Source organism: Agrobacterium leguminum (assembly GCF_015704895.1).
Lineage (GTDB): Bacteria > Pseudomonadota > Alphaproteobacteria > Rhizobiales > Rhizobiaceae > Agrobacterium > Agrobacterium leguminum.
The window spans coordinates 102,300-126,231 of the sequence record NZ_JADQWB010000001.1 but is presented as its reverse complement, the minus strand read 5'-3'; the positions used below and the strand labels follow the sequence as shown (position 1 = coordinate 126,231).

The following is a 23,932-nucleotide window of genomic DNA, read 5'->3' as shown; positions in this document are numbered from 1 at the left end:
CGCTCGGAGGCGGGCCTTCTAACTTCATCGAAGCACCGGACCGGCCGATCAGGCCGAAACGTTGGTCTTTTCCTCCTGACGATCCGCATAGATGTAGAGCGGGCGCGCAAGGCCGCTGACGACCTCGTCGGAAATGACCACTTCGCGCACGCCTTCCAGCGTCGGCAGTTCGAACATGGTGTCGAGCAGAATCTTTTCCATGATCGAGCGCAGGCCGCGGGCGCCGGTCTTGCGGGTGATCGCCTTGCGGGCGATTTCGCGCAGCGCGTCCTCGTGGAAGGTCAGTTCCACATCTTCCATCTCGAACAGGCGCTGATACTGCTTGACCAGCGCGTTCTTCGGTTCGGACAAGATCTGGATCAGCGCATCCTCGTCGAGGTCTTCCAGCGTCGCGAGAACCGGCAGACGGCCGATGAATTCCGGGATGAGACCGAACTTCACCAGGTCTTCGGGCTCCAGCTCGCGCAGAACCTCGCCAACGCGACGATCGTCTTCCGCCTTGACGGTCGCACCGAAGCCGATCGAGGTCTTTTCACCACGGGCCGAGATGATCTTGTCGAGGCCGGCAAAGGCGCCGCCGCAGATGAATAGGATGTTGGTCGTATCCACCTGCAGGAATTCCTGCTGCGGATGCTTGCGACCGCCCTGCGGCGGAACGGAAGCGACCGTGCCTTCCATGATCTTCAGAAGCGCCTGCTGAACGCCCTCGCCCGACACGTCGCGCGTGATGGACGGGTTGTCCGACTTGCGGGAAATCTTGTCGACTTCGTCGATATAGACGATGCCGCGCTGGGCGCGCTCGACATTGTAATCCGCAGCCTGCAACAGCTTCAGGATGATGTTTTCCACGTCCTCGCCGACATAACCGGCTTCGGTCAGCGTCGTTGCGTCCGCCATGGTGAAGGGAACGTCGATGATGCGGGCGAGCGTCTGGGCAAGATAGGTCTTGCCGCAGCCCGTCGGGCCGACGAGCATGATGTTCGACTTCGCAAGCTCGACATCGCCATTCTTGGAGGCGTGCGCGAGGCGCTTGTAGTGGTTGTGAACGGCAACAGACAGAATCTTCTTCGCCTGCTTCTGGCCGATGACGTATTCGTCGAGGATCTTGATGATATCCTGCGGGGTGGGAACACCCTCGCGCGACTTCACCATCGACGTCTTGTTCTCCTCGCGGATGATGTCCATGCACAATTCGACGCATTCATCGCAGATGAATACCGTCGGTCCGGCAATGAGTTTCCGGACTTCGTGCTGGCTCTTGCCGCAGAATGAACAATAGAGTGTATTCTTAGAGTCGCCGCCGTTGCTGCCGCTGACTTTGCTCATATCTCTTTCCTTCCAGCACGCCGCAGGTCCGCCAAACGGATCGCGGTCAACTTACCGCCCGCCGATACGGCAGCCCTTGGGGTGCATCGCCGTATCCGCCTCGTTTCCCGGGGTACTAACCGGTATCAGATACATGAGCTGACAACCGGCTGCAACGAATTCCCCATCAAACCAAAGGCCACGTCATAAAAATTCAACATAGCCTTTATATATACTAATATCGCTTTCTGTTGCGGTTGAAAGCCCCGAAATTACTTTTGCGGGTTCAAACAAACGTCAAAAAGCGGCGCGCCTCAATTCGCGGCGGCGCCTTCGATTTCCTGGCGCGAGGTCAGGATCTTGTCGATCACGCCCCAGTCCTTCGCCTCGTCTGCATCCATGAAGTGGTCGCGATCGAGGGTTTTTTCAACCTCTTCGAGCGTACGGCCGGTATGCTTCACGTAGACTTCATTGAGGCGACGCTTCATCTTGATGATGTCGCGGGCGTGGCGCTCGATGTCCGATGCCTGTCCCTGGAAACCGCCGGAAGGCTGGTGAACCATGATGCGGGCGTTCGGGGTTGCGAAACGCATTCCCTTTTCACCGGCGGCCAGAAGCAGCGAGCCCATGGATGCAGCCTGGCCGACGCAGAGCGTGGAGACCGCAGGACGGATGAACTGCATCGTATCGTAGATCGCCATGCCGGCGGTCACGACGCCACCTGGCGAATTGATGTAGAGCGCGATTTCCTTCTTCGGGTTTTCAGCCTCGAGGAAAAGCAGCTGCGCGCAGACGAGCGAAGCCATCTGGTCTTCCACCGGGCCGGTGAGGAAAATGATGCGTTCCTTGAGAAGACGGGAAAATATGTCGTAGGAGCGTTCGCCGCGATTGGTCTGCTCAACGACCATCGGCACCAGAGCCATGGCGGTATCAACTGGATTTTTCATGTCCGTCCTTTGTCAAACTCTGCCCTTCGCGAAAAACCGCTCCGGAATCACTTCTAACCTTCATACTCCCTACATAGAGTGTCCCTGCCCCGTACTTCAAGACACGAAGCCGCATATCCTTAACGGCTCAACAGCGTTTGCAGGCCTTTCGGGCCGAGGTTGACAGGGCTTTCGGACGGGGCGGCGCCAGCCGGGCCTCTTTCCCTCGCTGCCACCATTTTTTTACTATGGCAGGCGACGACGGCAAAAATCGCCCGCCATGCACAGATATAACTTCTCACCGGCAAGAACTCGTTAGTATTTGCTGCCGATACTGGCCAGCGAATTTCCGGTTCCCGTTGGGGAATGGGCCCATCCGGGCGAAATGGCAGCTCAACAATTCCAGCGGGCATAACGCACCTCGTGCGAGAGCGCCCGCTTTTACCGCATTATGGCGCAGATAGGATTTTGCAATGCTGGATGCAAAGACGAGCACGCTACTGTGGGCGGCGGAGACGCTCACCCTTGCCGTGCTTTTGGGAACGCTGTGGCTGCACCGCCCCTCCCGCCGGCATAATCTCTATTTCGCGGCCGGTTTCCTCACCACGGGCATCGGCACGGTGATGGTGGCGCTTCGCGGGGATATTTCCAGTTTTCTGTCCATCCAGGTCGGCAATACGCTCGCACTTTCCGCCTTCGGTTTCTGGCTTGCGGGCCTGCTGTGCTTCGAGCAGCGGAAAATCGGCGGCTGGGTCGCCATTCCGGCTCTGCTGTGGATCGCCGGAATGTTCCTGCCGCCCGTGCGTGAAAACATGGTGGCCCGCATCCTGCTTTATCATGCCAGCGCGGCCACCGGTTATTTCATGCTCGCCGGCGTCCTTCTGGCCAGCAAGGCGCGCGCCTCACGCAGCCGCCGGGTTCTGGCCGCGATCCTGGTCCTGCAGGCTTTTGCGGGAGCGTTCGTCGCATCCATCGTCATCCCCGCCAATGCCGCGGCCCCCAACGCAATCCCGCTGACATCGGCGCTTGCCTTTTCCGGCATGCTCGGTTTTACGGCCATCATCATGATCAGCGCCAAGATCATCATGGAAGACACGGAGATCCGTCTCCACCGGCTGGCCATGACCGATCATCTGACCGGCGTTCTCAACCGTCGCGGTCTGCTGGAGGAGTTCGAGCGTATCAAGAAAAGGTCGCCGGCCTCCAGCCGTTACGTGGCGCTGGTGCTGTTCGATATCGACCATTTCAAGAAGATCAACGACAGATACGGCCACCAGTCCGGCGATGCGGTGCTCGTGCATTTCTGTAATATCGCGCAGCGCGCAATCGGCGATCGCGGCCTTTTCGTCAGAATGGGAGGCGAGGAATTCGCGCTGGTTGCCGAAGTGGAAAGCCCTTCCAGCACGGCGACGCTTGCGGAAGCCATCCGCAGCAATCTGCGCCTTTCGAAGATCAGTTCGCGCGGTGAAGCCATCGAGGTGACCACCAGCGTCGGCATATCCGAAGCCATGATCAAGGATGCCGATCTCAACACGATGATGACGGAAGCCGACCGCGCGCTCTATGCCGCCAAAAAGGCCGGGCGCAACCGGACCGTCATCCACGTCAATTCGGCCAATGTCGTCGTGCCCGCCTCGGACCGCGACGAAAATCCTATGGATAACAATGCCGACCGCCAGGTCGCGGCGCTGAACCGGATATCCGCCATCGCCAGCCGATGACGATGCAACCACCCAGTGACAGGCATAGAGGTATCCGGAAGGGATTTCCCTCCCTTCCCAAAGCGCCGCGCGCGGAATAGACCATGGGCATGACAGCGACATTTCCCTTTCTCAAAATCGATCCCGCCACCCGCCGCGTTTCCCTTGATGCCCGCGACCCGGCTTTCTACAACGATCCGAACCCGGTCTATGCGGCCCTGCACGCTGAATGTCCCACCTTCTACTGGGAAGAACAGCGGCAATGGTTTTTCACCGGATACGACCATGTGAGCGCGCTTTTGCGCGACCGCCGCTTCGGACGGCAGATCCTGCATGTGGCAAGCCGCGAAGAGATCGGCCTGGCGGAGCCGCTCGAACATGTGAAGCATTTCGATGCTGCCGAGCAGCATTCGCTTCTGGAGCTCGAGCCGCCGGAGCACACGCGGCTGCGCACGCTCATCAACCGCGCCTTCGTGTCGCGGCACGTCGACAAGATGAAGCCGGAAATCGAGGAACTCGCCAACCGTCTGATCGACGCCTTCGAAAGCAAGGGCGAAACGGAACTGCTCTCCTCCTATGCCGATATCATTCCGGTGACGATGATCGCCCGCATGATCGGCATTCCCGAGGAAATGGGGCCGCAGCTTCTGAAATGGTCGCATGCCTATGTCGGCATGTATATGTTCAAGCGCACGCCGGAAGACGAGCTTCTGGCCGACAGGGCCGCGCATGAATTTTCAGACTATGTGCGCAGCGTGATAGCCGAAAGACGGGCGGAGCCGAAAGACGATCTGCTGAGCCACATGATCCATACGGAGCACAAGGGCCAGTATCTGACCGACGACGAGCTCGTCTCCACCACCATCGTGCTGCTGAATGCCGGGCACGAGGCAACCGTGCACCAGATCGGCAATTCCGTGCGCATCATTCTGGAAAGCGACATCTCTCCAGAGACCCTGTTTAGCGACGATGCGACCACAGAACGGACGGTGGAAGAAACCCTGCGCATCTGCGCACCGGTGCATATTTTCCAGCGCTGGGTTCTGGAACCCGTCGAAATCGACGGCATCGCGTTCAAGCGCGGCGACAAGGTCAGCCTCATTCTGGCCGCCGCCAATCTCGATCCGGCAAAATTTTCCGATCCGCTGGCCTTCCGGCCGGACCGCAACGAGGGCGCCAACGTCTCCTTCGGCGCCGGCATTCATTTCTGCATCGGCGCGCCGCTGGCGAGGCTGGAGCTCAATCTTGCCCTGCCCCTGCTTTTCAAACGCCTGCCGGGCCTGAAGATCGCCGAGCCGCCCAAGGTCAAGGATGTCTATCATTTCCATGGTCTGGAGCGGCTCGATCTGGCGTGGTGAAGTAGTTTTTTTATCATCCCCGATGCGCTATGGTATTTTCGTCCAATAGTGATGAGGCAAATGCCTTGGCAACCAAGTCGAAGAAAAAAACGGATATGACGCCGCCCCCTCCGGTCGTTTTTACCGAACTGGAGGCGCATCTTGAGAGACTATCGCGTCAATTGGATGCGGTGGGTCTTTCGGAGAGTAAATCGGGCTCTGCTCCACACGAAAAACGCCGACGCGTTCCGGGCCGTTTTAAGGGCGTGCTCGTGGTCGGACCTGAGTTCTTCGAACCACTGACGGAAGACGAACTTAAAGAGTTCGCGACCGAATGAAATATCTACTGGATACCCATGCACTGCTTTGGTGGCTGAATGACCATGACCGGCTTTCGCCGGATGCGCGCGAAATCATCAGCGACCCCAATAATGACCTCTATGTGAGCGCGGCTTCAGCATGGGAAATTGCCACGAAATTCGCACGAGGCCGTTTGCCCGGTGCGTCGCTCATACTTCCCGATTTTGCGGGTGTGATTGAACAGGAAGGCTTTCTCGAACTTCCCATCAACAGCGCTCATATGGTTCGAAGCGCCATGTTGCCAGGCGAACACCGCGATCCGTTCGATCGAATTCTTGCGGCTCAATCTATTTTGGAAAACATGGCATTGATATCTATCGACGAGAAAATTCCATCGCTCGGCGTCATGACACGCTGGTAACGCGCCATCAGAGCCGGACGACATAGTCCTTCCGCGTCGTCTCCACCACCTCCCAGGTGCCCGTAAAGCCCGGACGCAGGATAACGCGGTCGCCCGGTCTCAGATCGCGCGGCGCACCGCCGTCTTCGGTCAGGATGGAATGGCCTTCGAGAATGTTGAAATATTCCCATTCGTCATAGACCACCCGCCATTTGCCGGGCGTGGACTGCCAGATGCCGGCATAAATGCCGCCGGGCGCTTCCTCGATATTCCATGTGGTGAATTTGGGATCGCCGGAAATCAGCCTTTCCGGCGCTGGCGCACCGTATTCCAGCTCGGCAATATCATCGAAGGACAGAAAATTCGTCATGACGTCCCCTGTCCGTCAAATATGGTTGGCCATACAGCTTTGCTCAATTATGGGCGCTTCGTCAAATAGTCTTGGGTGTTCCGGTTGGGCGTTGCCGCCGAGGAAACGAGGCGCCTACTCCATCTTCGTCCAGCCGAAAACCAGCCAGGTGTATTTCGACTTCTTGTCGGGTTCGGCGGTGTACGTCATCTGTATATCGCCATCCTTCGCGTAAATATCGAGCCGGGGCGCGGTATCCAGCTTCAGCCAAAGCGAACTCTTGTCAAAAGACCATGTGCCGCACCAGACGCATGAACCTGAGGGATCGCCGGGTTGATGGAAATTGTAGCGACCGTCCGCCGTGATCTCCAGATAATCAAACGCGGAGTAAAATGTCGTCACCGTCTCCTGGAACAGTGTCGCATCCGCTTCCTGCCGGGAGGTGGGCTCAGTCTTCATGTCGCGCGGCGGGCGGCTGGTCGCACCGGTGAGCTTCCACTTTCCGACAAAATCCTGCTGCGTCGGGAAATATTCCGCCTCGGCCTTTGCCGGCGAAACCGACGCTACAACCGGTATATCAGCCGTACCCGCGACCCCGATTGCAAGGAGAAGGGTGACAATACGGAGCATTCCGGTTCGGTTTTTCATGTGGCGTATCTTTCGCGATGGGACGGCAGGGGCCTGTTCTAGGCGGATTCGGCGCTTTGAGTAAGATGGTCACGGATGAACGGAAGCAGCACGCCGTTCAGCCCGGCACCGAGGTTTTCTCCACAGGCCGGTGGGGGACTGACAGCGTACGGGCTCAGTTTCCCGCTGATTTCGCGAGCGCGATGAACAGGAGGACCACCGCAAGAAACTCGATGGGAAGCCGCCAGCGGCTCAATCGGACCCATCTGGCCGCAGCATTGGAAGCGGCCGTTGCGTCACCGGCCAATCCCGTCTCAAACCGAAGCGCCATTGGGATGAAATATGCAAAAGACCAGATCCGCGCGACAAGATGCGCGGCGAGTGCGGACCATATCCAGACGCGAATTGCCGGGTGAGCCCATGTCAGCCAGACTGCGAGGAGCAAGGCCACCTCAAACAGCCCGTGAGCGGGACCCCAGAAAAGCTTTCGGTCGATCCCGCCCCGTTCCGGCTGGATCAGCATCGGCTGCGAAGGCCACACCTTATCGACAAGAAGCGTCTCGTAGATGCCCCCACCCAGCCCGACGCTCCCAAGAACACCGGCGACGATAATCGCGTAGAAAACCAGCGGCTCGAACATCTTTCACCTCTTCCAGAAAACGCCGTGACGTCTGCGAGAGCATGTTCGGCCAGCACGCATTTTCCACTTTTCGGCCCTCACAGGCGTAAGCGGCACATTTAACGCTGGCGAAATCACATCCGGCCGATTATCTTGATTACTATCATTTCTTAATTATTGAGATATTCAAATGTCAAGAGATATCCTGGATCGCCGGTTGACCGACGTACTTCGCCAGGCCAGCGCGCAATCATTGCTCATCAGCCAGTCCATCGCGGCAAAAGCTCGGATGAACACCACCGATCTGGAGTGTCTGGACATCCTTCAGATGCAGGGCCAGGCAAGTGCGGGTGAACTTGCGAGATCGACCGGCCTGACGACCGGAGCGGTGACGGCGCTACTCGACCGGCTGGAGAAGGCCGGCTTCATAAGACGTTTGCCCGACCCTGAGGATCGTCGGCGCGTGCTGGCAACGCCTCACCCTGAAAAAATGCGGGAATTGTTTCAGATGTATGCGCCCCTTCAGGAAAAGATGGAAGCGCTCTATGGGGAATATGACGAAGAGCAATTGCAGCTCATTATTGGCTTCATGGAAAAATCATGTGCCATTTCGAAGGACTTCATTGGCACTTTGCAGAAGAAATAAGCTGAATGCAGCCGAGCGAGTGGACCTCGCCGCAACACGCAAATCCGCTGCCGCCGAAAACACATTGTCCCATGGTTTTCCGGCGGCCGCTCAATCACACTTAAATATCACTGGGGGTCACGCGGGCACCAAACTCGCGTGAGCCACGACATCAGACCTTGGCGAGCGATTGCTCGAGATCGGCGATGATGTCCTTGACGTCCTCGATGCCGACCGACAGGCGAACCACATCCGGCCCGGCGCCGGCGGCCGTCTGCTGTTCCGGCGTCAGCTGCGCATGGGTGGTGGAGGCCGGGTGGATGACGAGAGAGCGCGTGTCACCGATATTGGCGAGATGGGAGAAGAGCTGCAGCCCTTCCACCAGCGCCTTGCCGGCCGCATAACCGCCCCTAACGCCGAAGGTGAAGACGGAGCCCGCCCCCTTTGGCGAATAATGCTGCTGGATAGCGTGGTTGTCGCTGTCTTCCAGCCCCGCATAATGCACCCAGCCGACCTTGGGATGCGCCTTCAGCCATTTCGCGACGGCAAGCGCATTGTCGGAATGGCGCTGAACGCGCAGCGGCAGCGTCTCGATGCCGGTCAGGATGAGGAAAGCGTTGAAGGGCGAGATCGCCGGGCCGAGGTCACGCAAGCCCAGCACACGGCAGGCGATGGCGAAGGCGAAATTGCCGAAGGTCTGGTGCAGCACGACGCCGGAATATTCCGGCCGGGGCTGTGACAGCGCCGGATATCGGTCCGTCGCAGACCAGTCGAAGGTTCCACCGTCCACAATGATGCCGCCCATGGAGTTGCCGTGGCCGCCGAGGAATTTCGTCAGCGAATGCAGCACGATATCCGCACCGTGTTCCAGCGGCCGCAAGAGATAGGGGCTCGCCATGGTATTGTCGACGATCAGCGGCAGGCCATGCCGGTGGGCGACCTCGGCGATTGCGGCGATATCCACGAAAGTACCGCCCGGATTGGCAAGGCTTTCGATGAAGACGGCACGCGTGCGCTCATCGATCTGCGCCTCGAAGCTGGCCGGATCGGTGGCGTCGGCCCAGCGGACCTGCCAGTCGAAGCCCTTGAAGGCATGGCCGAACTGGTTGATCGAGCCGCCATAGAGCTGGCGGGCGGCGACGAAATTGTCACCGGATTGCAGCAGCGTATGGAAGACCAGCAATTGCGCGGCATGGCCGGACGCGACGGCAAGTGCGGCCGTACCGCCCTCAAGTGCTGCCACGCGCTCTTCCAGAACCGCCTGGGTGGGGTTCATGATGCGGGTGTAGATATTGCCGAACTCTTTCAGTCCGAACAGGGCGGCGGCGTGATCGGCGTCGCGGAAAGCATAGGCCGTGGTCTGATAAATGGGTGTGGCACGCGCGCCGGTGGTCGGATCCGGTTGCGCGCCCGCATGAACGGCCAGCGTCGAAAACCCGGGATTGCTGCTCGGCATGATGTTTCCTCCAATTGGAATTTCGGAGGGATCATAATGCCTTGCCGCCAAATGATAAGTCCGATCCGTACCAACTATCGCACAATATTGAGACGCGGATACTCAATTGCAGGACAACGGTCCATCACGACTTCCATACCGTAGGCTTCCGCCTTGGCGGCGGCATTGTCATCGCGAACGGAAAGCTGGCCCCAGATCACCGATGGCCGCTCCGGCAGCAATATCGCCTCCTCGACGATTGCCGACAAATATTCCGGCGCCCGGAAAACGTCGATCATGTCCACCGGCTCGGGAATATCGGCGAGTTTGGCATAGACCTTCTGCCCCAATATCTCCTTGCCTGCCTGGCCGGGATTGACCGGAAACACACGATACCCCCTGGAAAGCAGGAAGCGCATGACGCCGTGGCTCGGCCTGTCCGGATTGGGCGAAGCACCGAGCAGGGCGATGGTTTTGACATCGGTCAGAATTTTTCTGAGGTAGTCGGGCTCGTAACTATCATGCTGCATGTCAACTTATCCCTTCTGGAGCGTCGCATGGTTTGAAGAATACCAATGCAGCTGCGCCATTCGAAAGCGCCGCGAGCATAGCGTCTCCTGCATAATTCCACCGACACATCCCTGACGCTACCGGTTGCGGCCGCCCTTCCATCTAGGAAGGTTCTTCGCTCTCTTGAACCCCTGCCCGGCTGAAAAATTGCCGCTACGGCAGAAACCCCGTCGCGTAGCGGCGCGTTTTCGCCCACGCAAAATGATTTCACCAAACGCCGGAATGCCGGTTGTACTGACTATTTTTGTCCAGTTTTCAAAATGACGCGAATTGCCGCAAATAAGGGCTCAAACAACATTAGCGTGCAATTCATGCGCTCTTCGTCTCCTGTTTGTTTTCATTCCGTTCACAGGAAAATTAGAGATATCTAATTTTCAGAAAGTTATTCTGCAAATCAATCTATATACAAATCTGCAACGTTACAGTTGCCCATCCGTGAAAGATATGAAATTTCTTTTCATGCATGCCTTCGCCCGATTGATACATCTTGCGCCCGAAGCGCCACGGCGCACTGGGCACTAATATTTGACAAATTTGGTAGTATTTTTAGCGAAAATTCGTCGTGAGGCGAAACCATAAGCTGTGCGTCGGACGCTCACGCGTCCATCTGACGGATGAAATCATGAGCAGAACGTCATATCGTCCCGGCGCAAAATCATTCCCCGCCGCCATGACATGCACAAAGCATAAATTTTACGCGCGTTGCAGTATTCGCTGCGTTCACAGGCCGTTTGCGGGTGGTTCCACGGGTGCAAAACGCGTGCTCGAACAATCGGGAAAGGCTTGCTGCCCGTACCGAAAATCGATTCCGGTTTTCAAGCCGATGCTGTAGGTTGCCCAAAGTAGCCCGCGAGCGAGTCTCTATTGTGACGTTTGACATTCTTCTTCTGGTGCTCCTGGGCGCGATGCTGCATGCCGGATGGAATGCGCTGGTCAAGGCCGGATCCGACAAATCGCTGGACGCCTCGCTGATCGCGGCGGGCGCTGCGGCCTGTTCGCTGCCGTTTCTGCCTTTCCTGCCGTTTCCCGCGCCGGTCGCCATTCCCTTCCTGATCGCTTCGGCCGTTCTGCAATTCGCCTATTTCCGGCTTGTCGCCGCCGCCTATACGATCGGCGACATCGGCCTTGTCTACCCCGTCATGCGCGGCGTGGCGCCCCTGATCGTCGCGGCGACGAGCAGCCTGTTCCTGAGCGAGATTTTAAGCCCGCTGGCCCTTGCCGGCATCGCCGTCATCTCCGGCGGCATCCTGACGCTCGCTTTCGAGGCGCGGCGCGGTGGCGGAAAGGCGATCACGGTCGCCCTGCTCAACGCCTTCGTGATCGCATCCTACACCTTCGTCGACGGTGTCGGTGCAAGGCTTTCCGGCAACGCCATCTCCTATACGCTGTGGATGTCGCTTCTGCCGCCCGTGCTGCTTTTCGGCTTCGCCTTTTACCAGCGCGGTGTGGGCCCGGTCGCGGACCATGTCCGGCGCAACTGGTGGCGCGGCCTGATCGGCGGCGGCGGCTCCATTCTCTCCTATGGGCTGGCGCTCTACGCCATGACCAAGGCACCCGTCGCCGTCGTCGCGGCACTCCGGGAAACCTCCATTCTCTTTGCGCTGGTGATCTCCGTGGTGATCCTGAAAGAACGCGCCAGCATCTGGCGTTATCTTGCCGGAGGCATCATTGCAGCGGGCGTTCTGGTGATGCGACTGGGGTAAAACGGGACCGTTTGATGGGGTAAAATAATACCCCATTATCAAACCATTGTTTTTACTATCTTATTTTTACGACCTCCAGAATCCGTCATATTGACGCTTTCGCTCGCGCACCGTATAAGCGCGCCAGATCGGATTCCAGCCGGAATAGGGTCATTTGCGGTTGCCCCTAGCGGCAATCAAACCAAGCAACAAGAAACGCCCGTATGCTCTTATTTAAAAGAGGATGACGGGTCCACGTTAGAAAGTGAAATCCATGTCTACTTTCGTTCAGAAGCCCGCTGAGGTGGAGAAGAAGTGGGTCATCATCGACGCCGAAGGCCTCGTTGTTGGTCGCCTCGCCACCATCGTTGCAACCCGCCTGCGCGGCAAGCACAAGGCTACCTACACCCCCCACGTTGATGATGGCGACAACGTCATCGTTATCAACGCGGAAAAGGTTGCCTTCACCGGCAACAAGTACTCCGACAAGAAGTACTACTGGCACACCGGTCACCCGGGTGGCATCAAGGAGCGTACGGCTCGCCAGATCATCGAAGGCCGCTTCCCGGAGCGCGTCGTTGAAAAGGCCATCGAGCGCATGATCCCGCGCGGTCCGCTCGGCCGTCGCCAGATGAAGAACCTGCGCGTTTACGCCGGCTCGAACCATCCGCACGAAGCACAGCAGCCCACCGTTCTCGACGTGGCCGCGCTTAACAAGAAGAACGTAAGGAGCGCCTGATAATGGCCGATCTTTCCTCTCTGAAAGACCTCGCCCCGGCATCGGAAGCTTCGGCTCCCGTGCATGTCCGCAAGGTTGACACCCTCGGCCGCTCCTACGCGACCGGCAAGCGCAAGAACGCCGTAGCCCGCGTATGGGTCAAGGCCGGTTCTGGCAAGATCATCATCAACGGCCGCGATTTCACCACGTATTTCGCACGTCCGGTTCTGCAGATGATCCTTCAGCAGCCGATCGTCGCCGCTGCCCGCACGGGTCAGTTCGACATCATCGCCACCGTTGCCGGTGGTGGTCTGTCCGGTCAGGCCGGCGCCGTTCGTCACGGTCTGTCCAAGGCCCTCACCTACTTCGAACCGGGCCTGCGCTCCGTTCTGAAGAAGGGTGGCTTCCTGACCCGCGACAGCCGCGTTGTCGAGCGTAAGAAGTACGGTAAGGCCAAGGCCCGCCGTTCGTTCCAGTTCTCGAAGCGCTAATCGCTTCTACGAACGGTTCGTTCAGAACTTCGAAAGGCGGGGCTTCGGCTCCGCCTTTTTTTATTTTGTCCCCGACGGCATCTTGAATTATTCCCTCAAGGGAATAATATTGCCTCATGAATTATGTCGTCGAGTATACGGACGAATTCGGAACATGGTGGGAAACGCTTGAAGAAAGCGAACACATCAGCATCGACGCCCATGTTCAGAAACTGGAAGAACGCGGCCCTCGCCTGCCGTTCCCCTATTCGAGCGGCATTCATGGATCGCGTCACGCGCATATGCGCGAATTGCGAATCCAAAGTAGCGGAAAGCCGTTGCGGATTTTTTATGCCTTCGATCCCCGTCGAATGGCGATCCTCTTGATTGGCGGCGACAAGACGGGAGACAAACGGTTTTATGACCGCATGATACCGATTGCCGACGACCTTTATGACGAGCATCTGGCCGAGCTTGAAAAGGAGAAACACAATGAGCGGTAGGCACAGTTTTGCGCGGTTGCGCAACCGGATGTCGGACGACGCGCGTGTTAAGTCGAAAGCCGAAGCAGATCGTCTGGAAGAAGAAATGAACCTTGCGGATGTTCGCAGGGCGCTGAAACTCTCGCAGGACGAAATAGCGCAGGCACTGGATATCGGCCAAAGCTCCGTCGCAAAACTGGAAAAGCGCGCTGATATGTATGTTGGTACCTTACGCCGGTTCATCGAGGCGATGGGCGGCGAACTTGAAATCGTCGCGCGCTTCGACGGCCGCGCGATCAAAATTCGCAACTTCGCCGATCTTGCAGAAAAGGCGGATAAATAATGCCCAACAAAACCATCGACCATGCCTTCACCGCAACGACGCTGACATCGGCCGCCACCGACCCGACCCATGCGGGCGTCCTCTCCTTCATGCGGCGCAAATATACCAAGAACCTCAAGGGCGTATCCACGGCCATCTGGGGCATTCCCTTCGACGCGGCCACCTCCAACCGGCCGGGCGCCCGTTTCGGGCCGCAGGCGATCCGCCGCGCCTCGGCGATCTTCGACAACGATCCGCAATATCCCTTCGCGCGCGATCTTTTCGCCCATATGCCGACCATCGACTATGGTGACTGTCTGCTCGACTATGGCAATCACTGGAAAACGCCTGATACGATCGAAAAGGAAGCGCGCCGGATCATCTCCAAGACGGATTACCTGCTAACGCTCGGCGGCGATCACTTCATTACCTGGCCGCTTTTGAAGGCGCATGTGGCCAAGCATGGGCCGCTGGCGCTGGTGCAGTTCGATGCGCATCAGGACACCTGGTTCGATGACGGCAAGCGCATCGACCACGGCTCCTTCGTGGCGCGCGCCGTGCGCGATGGTCTGATCGACCCCGACCGCTCCATCCAGATCGGCATCCGCACCCACGCGCCTGACGATTTCGGCATGCGCATCCTCCACGGTTACGAGGTGGAGGAAATGCGGGCAGGCGATATCGCTTCGCTGATCGTCAAGCACACGGCCGGCATACCCGCCTATCTGACCTTCGATATCGACTGCCTCGATCCCGCCTTTGCGCCGGGAACCGGAACGCCGGTGGCCGGCGGGCCGACCAGCGCTAAAATTCTCTCCGTTCTGCGCGGGCTTGGCCAGCTCGATATTCGCGGCTCGGACGTGGTGGAAGTCGCGCCCGCATACGACCATGCCGATATTACCGCCATTGCCGGAGCCACCGTTGCAATGTATATGCTTGGCCTGCGCGCCGAACGGCTGGCCAAGGCCGGTTGATAAAGAAACCGGCGCTTGCCACACTGATTCCGATTACCCTCGCAACCCTTTGAAAAGTCAGGACAAGGACATGACAGCGAAGATCTTCATCGATGGCGAACACGGCACCACGGGTCTGCAGATCCGCACGCGCCTTGCCGGTCGCCGCGATATCGAGCTGCTGTCCATACCCGAGGCCGAGCGCCGCAATGCCGCGATGCGCGAGGATATGCTCAACAATGCCGACATTTCGATCCTCTGCCTGCCGGACGATGCTTCCCGGGAAGCGGTCTCGATGGTGGCCGGCAATAACAATGTCCGCATCATCGATACCTCGACCGCCTATCGCGTCCATCAGGACTGGGCCTATGGCTTTGCCGAAATGGACAAGGAACAGGGCGAGAAGGTTCGTTCCGCCCGTCTCGTCGCCAATCCGGGCTGCTACCCGACCGGCGCGATCGCGCTTCTGCGCCCGTTGCGCGCCGCAGGCCTGCTGCCGGACGGTTATCCGGTCAGCGTCAATGCGGTTTCCGGCTACACCGGCGGCGGCAAGCAGATGATCGCCCAGATGGAAGACCAGAGCCGCGATGACGCCATCAGCGCCAATAATTTCCTTTATGGCCTGACGCTCAAGCACAAGCATGTGCCGGAGATGACCATTCATGGCCAGCTCGACCGCGCACCGCTGTTTTCACCCTCCGTCGGGCGTTTCCCCCAGGGCATGATCGTGCAGGTGCCGCTGTTTGCCGCTGACCTGAAGGAAGGCGCGACCGTCGAAACGATCCATGCGGCGCTGACCGCCCATTATGCGGGACAGGACATCGTCAATGTGGTGCCGCTTGCCGAAAGCAAGGGGCTCGCGCGCATTGACGCCGAGGAACTGGCAGGCAAGGACACGATGAAACTCTTCGTCTTCGGTACGCCGGGCGGCGAACACATCAACCTCGTCGCGTTGCTGGACAATCTCGGCAAGGGCGCATCCGGTGCTGCTGTGCAGAACATGGAACTAATGCTCTCCGCATGAGACTTTTCTCATGAACATTGCCCCACCCTCTTTTCCGGCCTCGTGGAATATCGAGGCCGCGAAATCTATTGCCGATACGCCGGCCGGGGTGGTTTACGAGCTTACGCGCGGTGACGGTTCCCTTGCCGTCGCCAAGGTTCTGAAAAAGAAAGTATTGAAGGACAGCCTTCGCGGCGCGGATTTCATTAAATGGCGCGCCGGCATCGGCTGCGTGGAGCTGCTCGACCGCTCCGACGATATTCTGCTGATGGAACATGCCGGCACGGAGACCCTGCGCGACGTGCTGTTTCGCGACGGCAACGACGATGCCACCACGGAAATCGCCGCCGATGTCCTGCTCAAATATCATCAGCCATCGCAGCAGCAGCCGCCTTCAAGCCTGCTGACGCTGCCACTCTATTTCGAGAGCCTGTTCCGCAAGGCCGAACAGGACCGTACCGACGGCGTGGACAGCCCCTATATCGAGGCGGCCACGCTGGCGCAGGCACTGATCGACCGACAGCGGGATGTGAAGCCGCTGCACGGCGACCTGCATCACGAGAACATCATGCGCAGTGAACGCGGCTGGATCATCATCGACCCGGCAGGCCTGATCGGCGATGCGGCGCTCGATGTCGCCAATATGTTCTCCAATCCGCTCGACCGTTTCGACCTCACCCGCAGCGAGGCGCGCATCGCTTCCATGGCGGCGATCTTTGCAAAGGCTCTGCAACGGGACGAACGGCTATTGCTGCAATATGCCTTTGCCTATGGCTGCCTTTCTGCCGCGTGGCACGAAGAGGACGGCAATGCGGAGGAACGCGACAACGAGCTCGCCGTCGCGGCCACCATCAAAACGGTGCTCGGGCAGTTCTAAGCCGCCTTAGTCCCTGACTTCGACCGCAACGGGCGCCGGATATTCGCCGATGAAACCGCGCCAGTGGGCGACGGCGAAACCAAGCACGATCAGCGCCATGCCCTGATGAGCGAGCGCGACGTGAATATCCACATGCATCAAAAGCGTGGTGATGCCGAGCGCCGCCTGAATGGAGACGAGCACGAAGAACAGCACCGCGCGGCGAGCATGCGGTGTATTGGGCAAGGCGCGGGCGATAGACACCATATGCCATAGCGTGGCGGCAAACAGCGTATAGGCGCCAAGGCGGTGGACGAATTGCACCGTCTTGGGGTTCTCGAAGAGGTTGATCCACCAGGGCTGTTGCAGGAAGAGATCGCCCGGCACCAGCGAGCCGTCCATCAGTGGCCAGGTATTATAGGAAAGGCCGGCATTCAGCCCCGCCACCAATGCGCCGAGATAGATCTGGAAGAGACAGAGCACCGTCAGCAGCGCGGCAAAACCCCTGCCCGTCTTTTCGTCGGCGGCCTCGGGGGAATGATGCGACAGCCCGCGCAAAATCCACATGCAGCCCGCAAAGATGAGGCAGGCAATGGTCAGATGTGTGGCAAGGCGATATTGCGAGACATCCGTGCGGTTGACGAGGCCGGAAGAGACCATCCACCAGCCGATGAAGCCCTGAAAGCCGCCAAGCGCCAGAAGACCGACCAGTGGCAGGCGCAGGCGCTTTTCGACGCGGCCGGTGAGCCAGAAGAAGGCGAGCGGCAAAGCGAAGATGACGCCGATGGTGCGGGCAAGCAGGCGATGCGCCCATTCCCACCAGAAAATCGTCTTGAACTCGTCGAGCGACATGCCCTTGTTGATTTCCTGATATTGGGGAATGCGCTTGTAGAGCTGGAACTCCTCTTCCCATTCGGCGACGGAGAGCGGCGGAATGGCGCCGTGGATCGGCTTCCATTCGGTAATCGACAGGCCGGATTCGGTGAGCCGCGTGGCGCCGCCGACGAGGACCAGACAGAAGAGCGTGAAGAGCACGACGCGCAGCCAGATGCGCAGCAGGCGGCGGTCCTTCTCCTGTTTCTGCAGGGCAGCCTCCACCACCATTTCCGCAGAACCATTTGCCATCGTCATGCCGCTCGAACGCATCTTTCAGGTCTCCCTCATACAGTCATGTTGATTAGCCCCAACCGGCACCACAAAACAAGGCCTCAGGGTTTGCGGCATGCGGTCGCGGCGCTATAGTCCCGCGCAGATACTCAATGACGGAAGACTTCATGCACCCTCGCCTCAGATCGCTTATCGGCACCATCGTCATCATCTGCCTCGTCGTCGTTTACGCCGTGGTGGCGACGGCCATTGCATCGGCGGCGCTGGCGCAATCGCCCTGGTGGGTGCATCTCGCTTATTTTGTGCTGACCGGAATCCTGTGGGTTCTGCCGGCGATGCTGATCATCAAATGGATGGCCGGACCCAAAAAGCAGGGTTAAGCGCCGACCATTGCATGACACCCTGAGGTCGCAATTTTATAAACCGATTGTTTGCCGCTCAGCGATATAGTCCGACCGAAACAACCGGAGAGAGTGGATGGCGGCTGAGGGGCCGGTCTTTATCAGCGACGAGCAAGCGCCGACCGCCGTGCAAAACGAGCGGCGGGGTGCTGATCGTCTGTTGATCGATCTGGTCGATGACGCCTCCACCATCCGTGCCGACTGGGAGCGGCTGGAAAACGACCCGCTCAATTCACTGCATCAGGGTTTCGGCTGGTGTTCTATCTGGGCGCAGACGCAGGATAGCGCGCTCCTGACGCTTCGCGGCCGGCAGGGCGGCAAGACGATCTTTCTGCTACCGCTCGAAATCGTACTGGAAGGCGGCATCCGCAAGGCGCGTTTTCCCGGCGGCCGTTTCAACAATATCAATACGGGGCTTTTCGACCCCTCCTTTGCCGAACAGGCCGGACAGGAAATCGCAGCGGCGATTGCCCGCGAAGCGCGGAAACTGCTGCATGGTCGAGCCGATATTCTGGCGTTGCAGAACATACCGCTGACGTGGCGCGACAGGACCAATCCCCTCTCGCATCTTGCTTCCGTCGAAAACCAGAATCCGGCCTTCCAGCTTCCCCTGTTCGAAAGTTTCGAGGCCACGCTTCGACAGGTCAACGCCAAGAGGCGACGGAAGAAATTCCGCATCCAGAGCCGAAGGGCCGAGGAAATGGGCGGTTACAGCCATGTGATCGCACGGTCGCCACAGGAAAAATGCGAATTGTTGCAGGCATTTTTCCGCCAGAAGGCCGCCCGTTTCGCCTCGCAGGGCATTCCGGATGTGTTTCGGGATCAATCGGTGCGGGATTTCTTCTACGATCTGGCCAATTTTCCCGAGACGGGCACGGACAGTCTGCTGGAATTGCATGCCATTCGCCTGCATGGCGAAAGCGAGGGCGTCATCGCCGCGATAGCCGGCCTTTCGCGCAAGCAGGATCACATCATCTGCCAGTTCGGTTCGATCGATGAATCCGTTTCGGAACTCAGCCCCGGTGAATTGCTGTTCTGGTTGATGATCGAAAGGGCATGCCGCGAAAAGGCGGCAATCTTCGATTTCGGCGTCGGCGACCAGCTCTACAAACGCAGCTGGTGCCCGCTTTTCACCGTGCAGCACGATATATTCCTGCCGGTGACGCTGAAGGGTCGTGTTGCGGCCTCGGCCTATGTCGCCATCGCCCGGACCAAGAGCCTGATCAAATCCAATCCGGCGCTTTATGCGCTGATTCAGCGTTTTCGCGCCGGACGCTCGAAGATGGACACCGCCATCGACTGAGCAGGGTCTTGCAGCACCTCAGGCCGCGCTCAGATGGTCCGGCTTGCGCATGCCGGTCATCGGCAATGCCTGTTCATAGCCCTCAGCAACCAGTTCACCGAGCGTCTTTTCCAACAACTCGCTATCCTTGCCGGGAACCGAGACGATGATTTCCGCCGGCAGGTTGCGCAGCATTTTCCCGAGGCTCGAAATCTGCACCGCGCCGCATTCGACGAGGACGGTATCATAAGCGTCGGAGAGCGCGCCGAGGATCATCGTCAGACGGTCTATCGCGCGCATGGCCTCGCGCGGCTGCGCATTGCCGCGCGGCACGATATGGGCGTCGGACAGGCGGTCGCCGTGAATGGTTTCACCGAAGGCGGCCGCGCCTGCCAGAAGGTCCATGACACCGGGAAGCCCGGCTTCCGGCGCCATCAACCGCGTTGGACAGGCTGACGCCGTCATGTCGACGAGAACGACCGAACGGCCCATTTCGGACAAAGCACGCGCCAGCATGACGGACGTGGTCGAACCGCTATCACCAGCCGGAGACACGATTGCGGCGACCGGTTTGGCAAGGCGGGTGGCGAGGAAACCTGCAACGGCATCGATGGAGAAATCGTCATCGGTGTCGACTTCCTCCTCCATTGCCTCCTCTTTCGCAGCCGCGACATCCTCCACCGGCAAGGCCGGTATGGCAGTGGCAGCGGCGACGGCCGGTACATGCCGTTCTTCCTCTTCGGCAACGGGCTGATATGCCGCAACCGGCATGGCCCGCGCAGCAGGCTGCATGGTTTCATGGCGCGCCGTTACAGGCTGTTCCGGCGCATCCGTGGTCTTGTCCGGATCGGCCGGAGCACGCGAAGGAGAAGGAGGATCGGAGAGCGGCGGAGCCTGATTCCTGCCCATCGGTTTCAAAGCCCGGCCGGTGAAAAGCTCCACCAGCATGACGACGATGCAGGACAGCAGAAACGCCGCCAGCGTCACGACGATGGTGATGGCGCCGGTCTTCGGGAAATAGGGTTCGCGCGGCTCCACCGCCGTCGAGATGACGCGCGCATCGGCCGGCGTGGAATCCACCGAGCCGGCGCGTGACGTCGCTTCGCGGTAACGGGCAAGATAGGTTTCCAGAAGCTGCCTTTGCGCCGAGGCTTCCCGCTCCAGATCGTTGAGGCCGACCTGCTGTTCGCCCGCACGCACGCTTTCCGATTTCAGCATGTTCAGCTGCTGGACCAGTTGCCGTTCCCGCAGGCGCGAAACATTGGCCTCGTTTTCGAGACTTGCCAGCACCTTGCGGGTCTCTTCCTGAATCTGCCGCTGTATGCCGTCGAGCTGGTTGCGCAGCGCGCGGATGCGCGGATGGCCTTCCAGCAGCGAGGACGAGAGATCGGAAATCTGGCTGCGGATGGTCGTTTCGTTTTCCTTCAGCCTCTGGATCGTCGGGGAACCGACGACATCGGGAAAAGTATCGAGCGGGCGGCCGCTTGCAAGCGCGCTGCGCACGCCTTCCGCCCGCGCCTCCGCATTGGCGCGCTCTCCGCGGATACGGCCAAGTTCGGTGGAGATATCGCCGAGCTGACGGGTGGCGAGCGTTTCGCCCTGCCCCGCCGAGAGAAGATCGGAGGAGGCGCGGTAATCCGCGACCTTCCTGTCGGCCTCGCGCACCTTTTCGCGCAGATTGGCGATTTCCGGCTCCAGCCAGCGCGCCGCTTCCGTGCTTGTATCCAGCTTCGCGCCGCTTTGCAGGGCGATATAGGCCTTCATCATCTCATTGGGGATGGCGGCGGCAAGCTTGGGGTCCTGCGAGGAAAATTCGACCGTGATGACGCGCGAGCTTTCGACCTGATAGACCTGCAGCTTTTCCCGGAAGGCCTTCAGCACCCGCTCTTCGGGCAGCACCTGAAGCGGGTCCTTCTTGATGCCGACGGCGACCAGGAGCTGCGAGATGAGCGAAGGATGGGCCTCCGGATCGAATTCATCCAGCTCGTAGAGCTTCATGTCTTTGGCGACCTGCTTGATGAGGTCGACCGATTGCAGGATCTGCACCTGGCTGGAAACGGTCAATTCATCGAGCACGGGTTCGGCGGGTGCATTGGACTGCTGCGAGGCGCCGAAGGAGGCCGCGCGGGATTCGATGAGCACGCGCGCCTCGCCCTTATAGGCGGGCGACATCATGCTTGAGATTACGAAGGCGGCGCCTCCCGCCAGAAGCGTGATCGCCGCGATCCGGCCCTTGCGCTGCCATATGGCCGCGACAAGCTGCGCAAGATCGATATCCACATCCCTGTCGTCAATGCGATCGCCGTTCATGCGGGCTCCGTAACCGAGACAAACCTCGGGCGCTCAAATATAGATGGTCAATTTTCGCGAAGTTTAAATCTTGCCGGTAACACAACAGTTAATCCCGGCGAATCCGACGAAATAAAGCCGATATTACCACCGCTCGCGCTGCTCGTTTACCGCACATTAACCCTAACAGAACGATAAGAATGATCAAAGTTCGACTCGGAGCCAGATGAGATGCCGCTCGCCGGATCACGACATGTCACCGCACTGACGCTCGCCGTTCTGACGGCCCTTTCCGGCTGCGCGGCATATCAACCCGCTCCGAGGTCCTTCAACGAGGCCGCCCTGCAACCCTATCATGTCGATAGCGGCGACAGGCTGCGCATCAACGTGTTCGAGCAGACCGGGCTGACCAATACCTATACGGTCGATCAGGCCGGCTATGTCGCCTTCCCGCTCGTCGGCCAGGTTCCGGCACGCGGCAAGACCCTGCCGCAGCTCGAAGCCGCCATCGCCGCCAAACTGCGCCAGGGTTATCTTCGCGATCCGGACGTGACGATCGAGATCGACCGTTATCGCCCGGTCTTCATCATGGGCGAAGTCGGCCGTCCCGGCCAATATTCCTATGTGCCGGGCATGACCGTGCAAAACGCCATCGCCATTGCCGGCGGCTTCACCCCACGCGCCAATCAGGCCGATGTCGACATCACCCGCAAGATCAATGCCGAGGTGATGACCGGCCGGATCGGTATCACCGCGCCCATTCTGGCCGGCGATACCGTCTATGTGCGTGAACGCTTCTTCTGACAACGGAGTGGCGAACGTGTCGGATGACGGCCCTCCCCTGCGCATCATTCACTGCTTCCGCTCCCCGGTGGGCGGTGTTTTCCGCCATGTGCGCGACCTCATCGAAGAACATGTGAAACAGGGCCACAAGGTCGGCATCGTCTGCGACAGCTCCACCGGCGGCGCGCACGAGGAACGGCTTTTCGCACAGATCACGCCGATGCTGGAGCTTGGCCTCACCCGCCTGCCCATCCGGCGGTCCATCAGCCCCGGCGACCTCATGGCGCTGTGGAAATCCTACAAGCACATCAAAAGTTTGCGGCCGGACATTCTGCACGGGCACAGCGCCAAGGGTGGCGCTCTTGCCCGGCTGATCGGCTCACTCCTGCGGGCGAACAGGTATCGCGTAGCCCGCCTCTATTCACCGCATGGCGGCAGCCTGCACTATGCCCGAAGCAGCCTCAAAGGGCAGCTTTTCCTGCGGCTGGAGCGGTTTCAGGAGCATTTCACCGATGCGCTCTGTTTCGTCTGCAATTTCGAGCAGGCGACTTACGAAGCCAAGGTCGGCAGGCCGCGCACCCGCACTGCGATGATCTATAACGGCGTGCAGGAAAGCGAGTTCGAAACCGTACCCGCCCGCGAAGATGCCGCCCATTTTCTCTATATCGGCATGTTGCGCGACCTCAAGGGACCGGACGTCTTCATCAGGGCATTTGCAAAAATGGAACGCAGCATCGGCCAGCCGATGACCGGCGTGATCGTCGGCGACGGACCGGACAGGGACAAATATGCGGCGATGATCGACAAGGCCGGGCTTTCCCGACGGATTTCCATGCATGCGGCCATGCCCGCCAGGCAGGCCTTCGAACTGGCAACGACGGTGGTGGTGCCGTCGCGCGCCGAAGCCATGCCCTATATCGTGCTCGAAGCGCTTGCGGCGGGAAAAACGGTCATTGCCTCGCATGTCGGCGGCATTCCCGAAGTCCTTGGAAAAGACAGCGAGGCGCTCGTACCGGCCGGCGATGCCGATGCGCTGGCGCGGATCATGGTCAAGGATGCCGAGGATGCCGGCTGGGCGCAGCGGATCATGCCTCGCCCGGACAGCTTCAAGGCGAAATTTTCAACCCCGGTCATGGCGCATGAGATGATGAAACTCTATCGAGACCTGTTATCGACCTAATAGCCATTTCAAAAACACGATTTTTAATTGTATATTCCGGCCGTCCTGTAGAAACTCATCATAAACGTTTCTTAGCATGTTTCGGCTAGTTTTCTGCTCGTAGAGCGCGCGTGTCCATTCGGATGCACAAAGGGCACTCTACCACTTTGAGGTTGCGCATCGTTCCGGTCGAAAATCCAATGCGATTTTAAGGCCGATGCGCTGGAGGGTG

At 59.3% G+C, this 23,932-nt stretch carries 26 protein-coding genes; 17 read left to right on the top strand and 9 right to left on the bottom strand.

Annotation, left to right across the window (positions count from 1 at the left end):
* Window positions 1–48 precede the first annotated feature (48 nt).
* Window positions 49–1,326: an ATP-dependent Clp protease ATP-binding subunit ClpX gene (gene clpX / locus I3J13_RS00650; protein ID WP_059752638.1), complete on the bottom strand. Its 1,278-nt coding sequence runs from the start codon at window positions 1,324–1,326 to the stop codon at window positions 49–51.
* A gap of 293 nt (window positions 1,327–1,619) precedes the next feature.
* On the bottom strand, window positions 1,620–2,252 hold the full coding sequence (gene clpP / locus I3J13_RS00645; RefSeq protein WP_003521529.1) for an ATP-dependent Clp endopeptidase proteolytic subunit ClpP: 633 nt from the start codon (window positions 2,250–2,252) through the stop codon (window positions 1,620–1,622).
* Between the two features lie 452 nt (window positions 2,253–2,704).
* On the opposite strand from clpP, the gene I3J13_RS00640 reads away from it, so the two are divergent.
* From I3J13_RS00640 to I3J13_RS00625, 4 genes are all read left to right on the top strand, one after another.
* Window positions 2,705–3,952 carry a GGDEF domain-containing protein gene (locus I3J13_RS00640; protein ID WP_196377713.1) on the top strand — a complete coding sequence of 416 codons (1,248 nt, stop codon included), beginning with the start codon at window positions 2,705–2,707 and terminating at the stop codon, window positions 3,950–3,952.
* An 83-nt stretch (window positions 3,953–4,035) separates the two neighbouring features.
* Complete coding sequence (locus I3J13_RS00635; RefSeq protein ID WP_196377712.1) at window positions 4,036–5,289, top strand: cytochrome P450; 1,254 nt, start codon at window positions 4,036–4,038, stop codon at window positions 5,287–5,289.
* Window positions 5,290–5,318: 29 nt separating this feature from the next.
* Window positions 5,319–5,606 (top strand): hypothetical protein, encoded by a 288-nt coding sequence (locus I3J13_RS00630; RefSeq protein ID WP_206696061.1) that lies wholly within the window; start codon window positions 5,319–5,321, stop codon window positions 5,604–5,606.
* On the top strand, window positions 5,603–5,989 hold the full coding sequence (locus I3J13_RS00625; protein ID WP_059752628.1) for a type II toxin-antitoxin system VapC family toxin: 387 nt from the start codon (window positions 5,603–5,605) through the stop codon (window positions 5,987–5,989). Before I3J13_RS00630 ends, I3J13_RS00625 begins: the two co-directional genes overlap by 4 nt.
* Window positions 5,990–5,996: 7 nt before the next feature.
* On the opposite strand, the gene I3J13_RS00620 is transcribed toward I3J13_RS00625, so the two are convergent.
* From I3J13_RS00620 to I3J13_RS00610, 3 genes are all read right to left on the bottom strand, one after another.
* Entirely contained in the window at window positions 5,997–6,338 is a 342-nt protein-coding gene (locus tag I3J13_RS00620; protein WP_196377710.1) for a cupin domain-containing protein, read from the bottom strand.
* Between the two features lie 114 nt (window positions 6,339–6,452).
* Entirely contained in the window at window positions 6,453–6,965 is a 513-nt protein-coding gene (locus I3J13_RS00615) for a hypothetical protein (protein WP_196377709.1), read from the bottom strand.
* Window positions 6,966–7,119: 154 nt separating this feature from the next.
* Window positions 7,120–7,584, bottom strand: a complete 465-nt coding sequence (locus I3J13_RS00610; RefSeq protein ID WP_196377708.1) for a hypothetical protein — start codon at window positions 7,582–7,584, stop codon at window positions 7,120–7,122.
* Window positions 7,585–7,852: 268 nt separating this feature from the next.
* Here I3J13_RS00610 and I3J13_RS00605 point away from each other — a divergent pair, with 268 nt between their 5' ends.
* Window positions 7,853–8,209 carry a MarR family winged helix-turn-helix transcriptional regulator gene (locus I3J13_RS00605; RefSeq protein ID WP_236000790.1) on the top strand — a complete coding sequence of 119 codons (357 nt, stop codon included), beginning with the start codon at window positions 7,853–7,855 and terminating at the stop codon, window positions 8,207–8,209.
* A 151-nt stretch (window positions 8,210–8,360) separates the two neighbouring features.
* Here the strand turns inward: I3J13_RS00605 and I3J13_RS00600 are convergent, their stop codons facing one another.
* Together I3J13_RS00600 and I3J13_RS00595 are read right to left on the bottom strand one after the other, a co-directional pair.
* Window positions 8,361–9,644, bottom strand: coding sequence for an O-acetylhomoserine aminocarboxypropyltransferase (locus I3J13_RS00600; RefSeq protein ID WP_196377706.1), 1,284 nt, complete (start codon window positions 9,642–9,644; stop codon window positions 8,361–8,363).
* 74 nt (window positions 9,645–9,718) lie between these two features.
* Complete coding sequence (locus I3J13_RS00595; RefSeq protein ID WP_020810502.1) at window positions 9,719–10,153, bottom strand: CoA-binding protein; 435 nt, start codon at window positions 10,151–10,153, stop codon at window positions 9,719–9,721.
* Between the two features lie 906 nt (window positions 10,154–11,059).
* On the opposite strand from I3J13_RS00595, the gene I3J13_RS00590 reads away from it, so the two are divergent.
* The 8 genes from I3J13_RS00590 (at window position 11,060) to I3J13_RS00555 (ending at window position 16,700) form a co-directional block, all read left to right on the top strand.
* Window positions 11,060–11,896 carry an EamA family transporter gene (locus I3J13_RS00590; RefSeq protein WP_196377705.1) on the top strand — a complete coding sequence of 279 codons (837 nt, stop codon included), beginning with the start codon at window positions 11,060–11,062 and terminating at the stop codon, window positions 11,894–11,896.
* Between the two features lie 253 nt (window positions 11,897–12,149).
* Window positions 12,150–12,614, top strand: a complete 465-nt coding sequence (gene rplM / locus I3J13_RS00585; RefSeq protein WP_003502335.1) for a 50S ribosomal protein L13 — start codon at window positions 12,150–12,152, stop codon at window positions 12,612–12,614.
* A 2-nt stretch (window positions 12,615–12,616) separates the two neighbouring features.
* Window positions 12,617–13,084, top strand: coding sequence for a 30S ribosomal protein S9 (gene rpsI, locus I3J13_RS00580; RefSeq protein WP_003521540.1), 468 nt, complete (start codon window positions 12,617–12,619; stop codon window positions 13,082–13,084).
* Window positions 13,085–13,200: 116 nt separating this feature from the next.
* A complete protein-coding gene (locus tag I3J13_RS00575) occupies window positions 13,201–13,566 on the top strand; it encodes a type II toxin-antitoxin system RelE/ParE family toxin (protein ID WP_196377704.1) in 366 nt (121 codons plus the stop codon).
* A 28-nt stretch (window positions 13,567–13,594) separates the two neighbouring features.
* Window positions 13,595–13,888 carry an XRE family transcriptional regulator gene (locus I3J13_RS00570; protein WP_236000789.1) on the top strand — a complete coding sequence of 98 codons (294 nt, stop codon included), beginning with the start codon at window positions 13,595–13,597 and terminating at the stop codon, window positions 13,886–13,888.
* Window positions 13,888–14,841, top strand: coding sequence for an agmatinase (gene speB / locus I3J13_RS00565; protein WP_196377703.1), 954 nt, complete (start codon window positions 13,888–13,890; stop codon window positions 14,839–14,841). The genes I3J13_RS00570 and speB overlap by 1 nt, the downstream gene beginning before the upstream one ends.
* Window positions 14,842–14,911: 70 nt before the next feature.
* The gene (gene argC / locus I3J13_RS00560; protein WP_035217708.1) at window positions 14,912–15,844 is read left to right on the top strand and encodes an N-acetyl-gamma-glutamyl-phosphate reductase; all 933 of its coding nucleotides are present in this window, start codon (window positions 14,912–14,914) and stop codon (window positions 15,842–15,844) included.
* A gap of 10 nt (window positions 15,845–15,854) precedes the next feature.
* Window positions 15,855–16,700 carry an aminoglycoside phosphotransferase family protein gene (locus I3J13_RS00555; RefSeq protein WP_196377702.1) on the top strand — a complete coding sequence of 282 codons (846 nt, stop codon included), beginning with the start codon at window positions 15,855–15,857 and terminating at the stop codon, window positions 16,698–16,700.
* A gap of 6 nt (window positions 16,701–16,706) precedes the next feature.
* On the opposite strand, the gene I3J13_RS00550 is transcribed toward I3J13_RS00555, so the two are convergent.
* The gene (locus tag I3J13_RS00550; protein WP_196377962.1) at window positions 16,707–17,810 is read right to left on the bottom strand and encodes a COX15/CtaA family protein; all 1,104 of its coding nucleotides are present in this window, start codon (window positions 17,808–17,810) and stop codon (window positions 16,707–16,709) included.
* Between the two features lie 143 nt (window positions 17,811–17,953).
* On the opposite strand from I3J13_RS00550, the gene I3J13_RS00545 reads away from it, so the two are divergent.
* Together I3J13_RS00545 and uppA are read left to right on the top strand one after the other, a co-directional pair.
* Window positions 17,954–18,166, top strand: a complete 213-nt coding sequence (locus I3J13_RS00545) for a DUF2842 domain-containing protein (RefSeq protein ID WP_020811154.1) — start codon at window positions 17,954–17,956, stop codon at window positions 18,164–18,166.
* A 97-nt stretch (window positions 18,167–18,263) separates the two neighbouring features.
* The gene (gene uppA, locus I3J13_RS00540; RefSeq protein WP_196377701.1) at window positions 18,264–19,490 is read left to right on the top strand and encodes a polysaccharide biosynthesis GNAT family N-acetyltransferase UppA; all 1,227 of its coding nucleotides are present in this window, start codon (window positions 18,264–18,266) and stop codon (window positions 19,488–19,490) included.
* An 18-nt stretch (window positions 19,491–19,508) separates the two neighbouring features.
* Here the strand turns inward: uppA and uppB are convergent, their stop codons facing one another.
* The gene (gene uppB, locus I3J13_RS00535) at window positions 19,509–21,779 is read right to left on the bottom strand and encodes a polysaccharide biosynthesis protein UppB (protein ID WP_196377700.1); all 2,271 of its coding nucleotides are present in this window, start codon (window positions 21,777–21,779) and stop codon (window positions 19,509–19,511) included.
* Window positions 21,780–21,989: 210 nt separating this feature from the next.
* On the opposite strand from uppB, the gene uppC reads away from it, so the two are divergent.
* Complete coding sequence (gene uppC / locus I3J13_RS00530; RefSeq protein WP_003521548.1) at window positions 21,990–22,562, top strand: polysaccharide export protein UppC; 573 nt, start codon at window positions 21,990–21,992, stop codon at window positions 22,560–22,562.
* Window positions 22,563–22,578: 16 nt separating this feature from the next.
* The gene (uppD, locus tag I3J13_RS00525) at window positions 22,579–23,721 is read left to right on the top strand and encodes a polysaccharide biosynthesis type 4 glycosyltransferase UppD (protein WP_196377699.1); all 1,143 of its coding nucleotides are present in this window, start codon (window positions 22,579–22,581) and stop codon (window positions 23,719–23,721) included.
* Window positions 23,722–23,932 lie beyond the last annotated feature (211 nt).

What these genes read in the sequence shown, in the direction of transcription:
- rplM (WP_003502335.1), top strand. Translation starts at nt 12,150, where the DNA reads ATGTCTACTTTCGTTCAGAAGCCCGCTGAGGTGGAGAAGAAGTGGGTC.
- clpX (WP_059752638.1), bottom strand. Translation starts at nt 1,326, where the DNA reads ATGAGCAAAGTCAGCGGCAGCAACGGCGGCGACTCTAAGAATACACTC.
- argC (WP_035217708.1), top strand. Translation starts at nt 14,912, where the DNA reads ATGACAGCGAAGATCTTCATCGATGGCGAACACGGCACCACGGGTCTG.
- rpsI (WP_003521540.1), top strand. Translation starts at nt 12,617, where the DNA reads ATGGCCGATCTTTCCTCTCTGAAAGACCTCGCCCCGGCATCGGAAGCT.
- clpP (WP_003521529.1), bottom strand. Translation starts at nt 2,252, where the DNA reads ATGAAAAATCCAGTTGATACCGCCATGGCTCTGGTGCCGATGGTCGTT.
- uppA (WP_196377701.1), top strand. Translation starts at nt 18,264, where the DNA reads ATGGCGGCTGAGGGGCCGGTCTTTATCAGCGACGAGCAAGCGCCGACC.
- I3J13_RS00605 (WP_236000790.1), top strand. Translation starts at nt 7,853, where the DNA reads ATGAACACCACCGATCTGGAGTGTCTGGACATCCTTCAGATGCAGGGC.
- I3J13_RS00555 (WP_196377702.1), top strand. Translation starts at nt 15,855, where the DNA reads ATGAACATTGCCCCACCCTCTTTTCCGGCCTCGTGGAATATCGAGGCC.
- I3J13_RS00600 (WP_196377706.1), bottom strand. Translation starts at nt 9,644, where the DNA reads ATGCCGAGCAGCAATCCCGGGTTTTCGACGCTGGCCGTTCATGCGGGC.
- I3J13_RS00620 (WP_196377710.1), bottom strand. Translation starts at nt 6,338, where the DNA reads ATGACGAATTTTCTGTCCTTCGATGATATTGCCGAGCTGGAATACGGT.
- I3J13_RS00550 (WP_196377962.1), bottom strand. Translation starts at nt 17,810, where the DNA reads ATGACGATGGCAAATGGTTCTGCGGAAATGGTGGTGGAGGCTGCCCTG.
- speB (WP_196377703.1), top strand. Translation starts at nt 13,888, where the DNA reads ATGCCCAACAAAACCATCGACCATGCCTTCACCGCAACGACGCTGACA.
- uppB (WP_196377700.1), bottom strand. Translation starts at nt 21,779, where the DNA reads ATGAACGGCGATCGCATTGACGACAGGGATGTGGATATCGATCTTGCG.
- I3J13_RS00615 (WP_196377709.1), bottom strand. Translation starts at nt 6,965, where the DNA reads ATGAAAAACCGAACCGGAATGCTCCGTATTGTCACCCTTCTCCTTGCA.
- I3J13_RS00625 (WP_059752628.1), top strand. Translation starts at nt 5,603, where the DNA reads ATGAAATATCTACTGGATACCCATGCACTGCTTTGGTGGCTGAATGAC.
- I3J13_RS00595 (WP_020810502.1), bottom strand. Translation starts at nt 10,153, where the DNA reads ATGCAGCATGATAGTTACGAGCCCGACTACCTCAGAAAAATTCTGACC.
- I3J13_RS00575 (WP_196377704.1), top strand. Translation starts at nt 13,201, where the DNA reads ATGAATTATGTCGTCGAGTATACGGACGAATTCGGAACATGGTGGGAA.
- I3J13_RS00545 (WP_020811154.1), top strand. Translation starts at nt 17,954, where the DNA reads ATGCACCCTCGCCTCAGATCGCTTATCGGCACCATCGTCATCATCTGC.
- I3J13_RS00630 (WP_206696061.1), top strand. Translation starts at nt 5,319, where the DNA reads ATGGTATTTTCGTCCAATAGTGATGAGGCAAATGCCTTGGCAACCAAG.
- I3J13_RS00640 (WP_196377713.1), top strand. Translation starts at nt 2,705, where the DNA reads ATGCTGGATGCAAAGACGAGCACGCTACTGTGGGCGGCGGAGACGCTC.
- I3J13_RS00610 (WP_196377708.1), bottom strand. Translation starts at nt 7,584, where the DNA reads ATGTTCGAGCCGCTGGTTTTCTACGCGATTATCGTCGCCGGTGTTCTT.
- I3J13_RS00635 (WP_196377712.1), top strand. Translation starts at nt 4,036, where the DNA reads ATGGGCATGACAGCGACATTTCCCTTTCTCAAAATCGATCCCGCCACC.
- uppC (WP_003521548.1), top strand. Translation starts at nt 21,990, where the DNA reads ATGCCGCTCGCCGGATCACGACATGTCACCGCACTGACGCTCGCCGTT.
- I3J13_RS00570 (WP_236000789.1), top strand. Translation starts at nt 13,595, where the DNA reads ATGTCGGACGACGCGCGTGTTAAGTCGAAAGCCGAAGCAGATCGTCTG.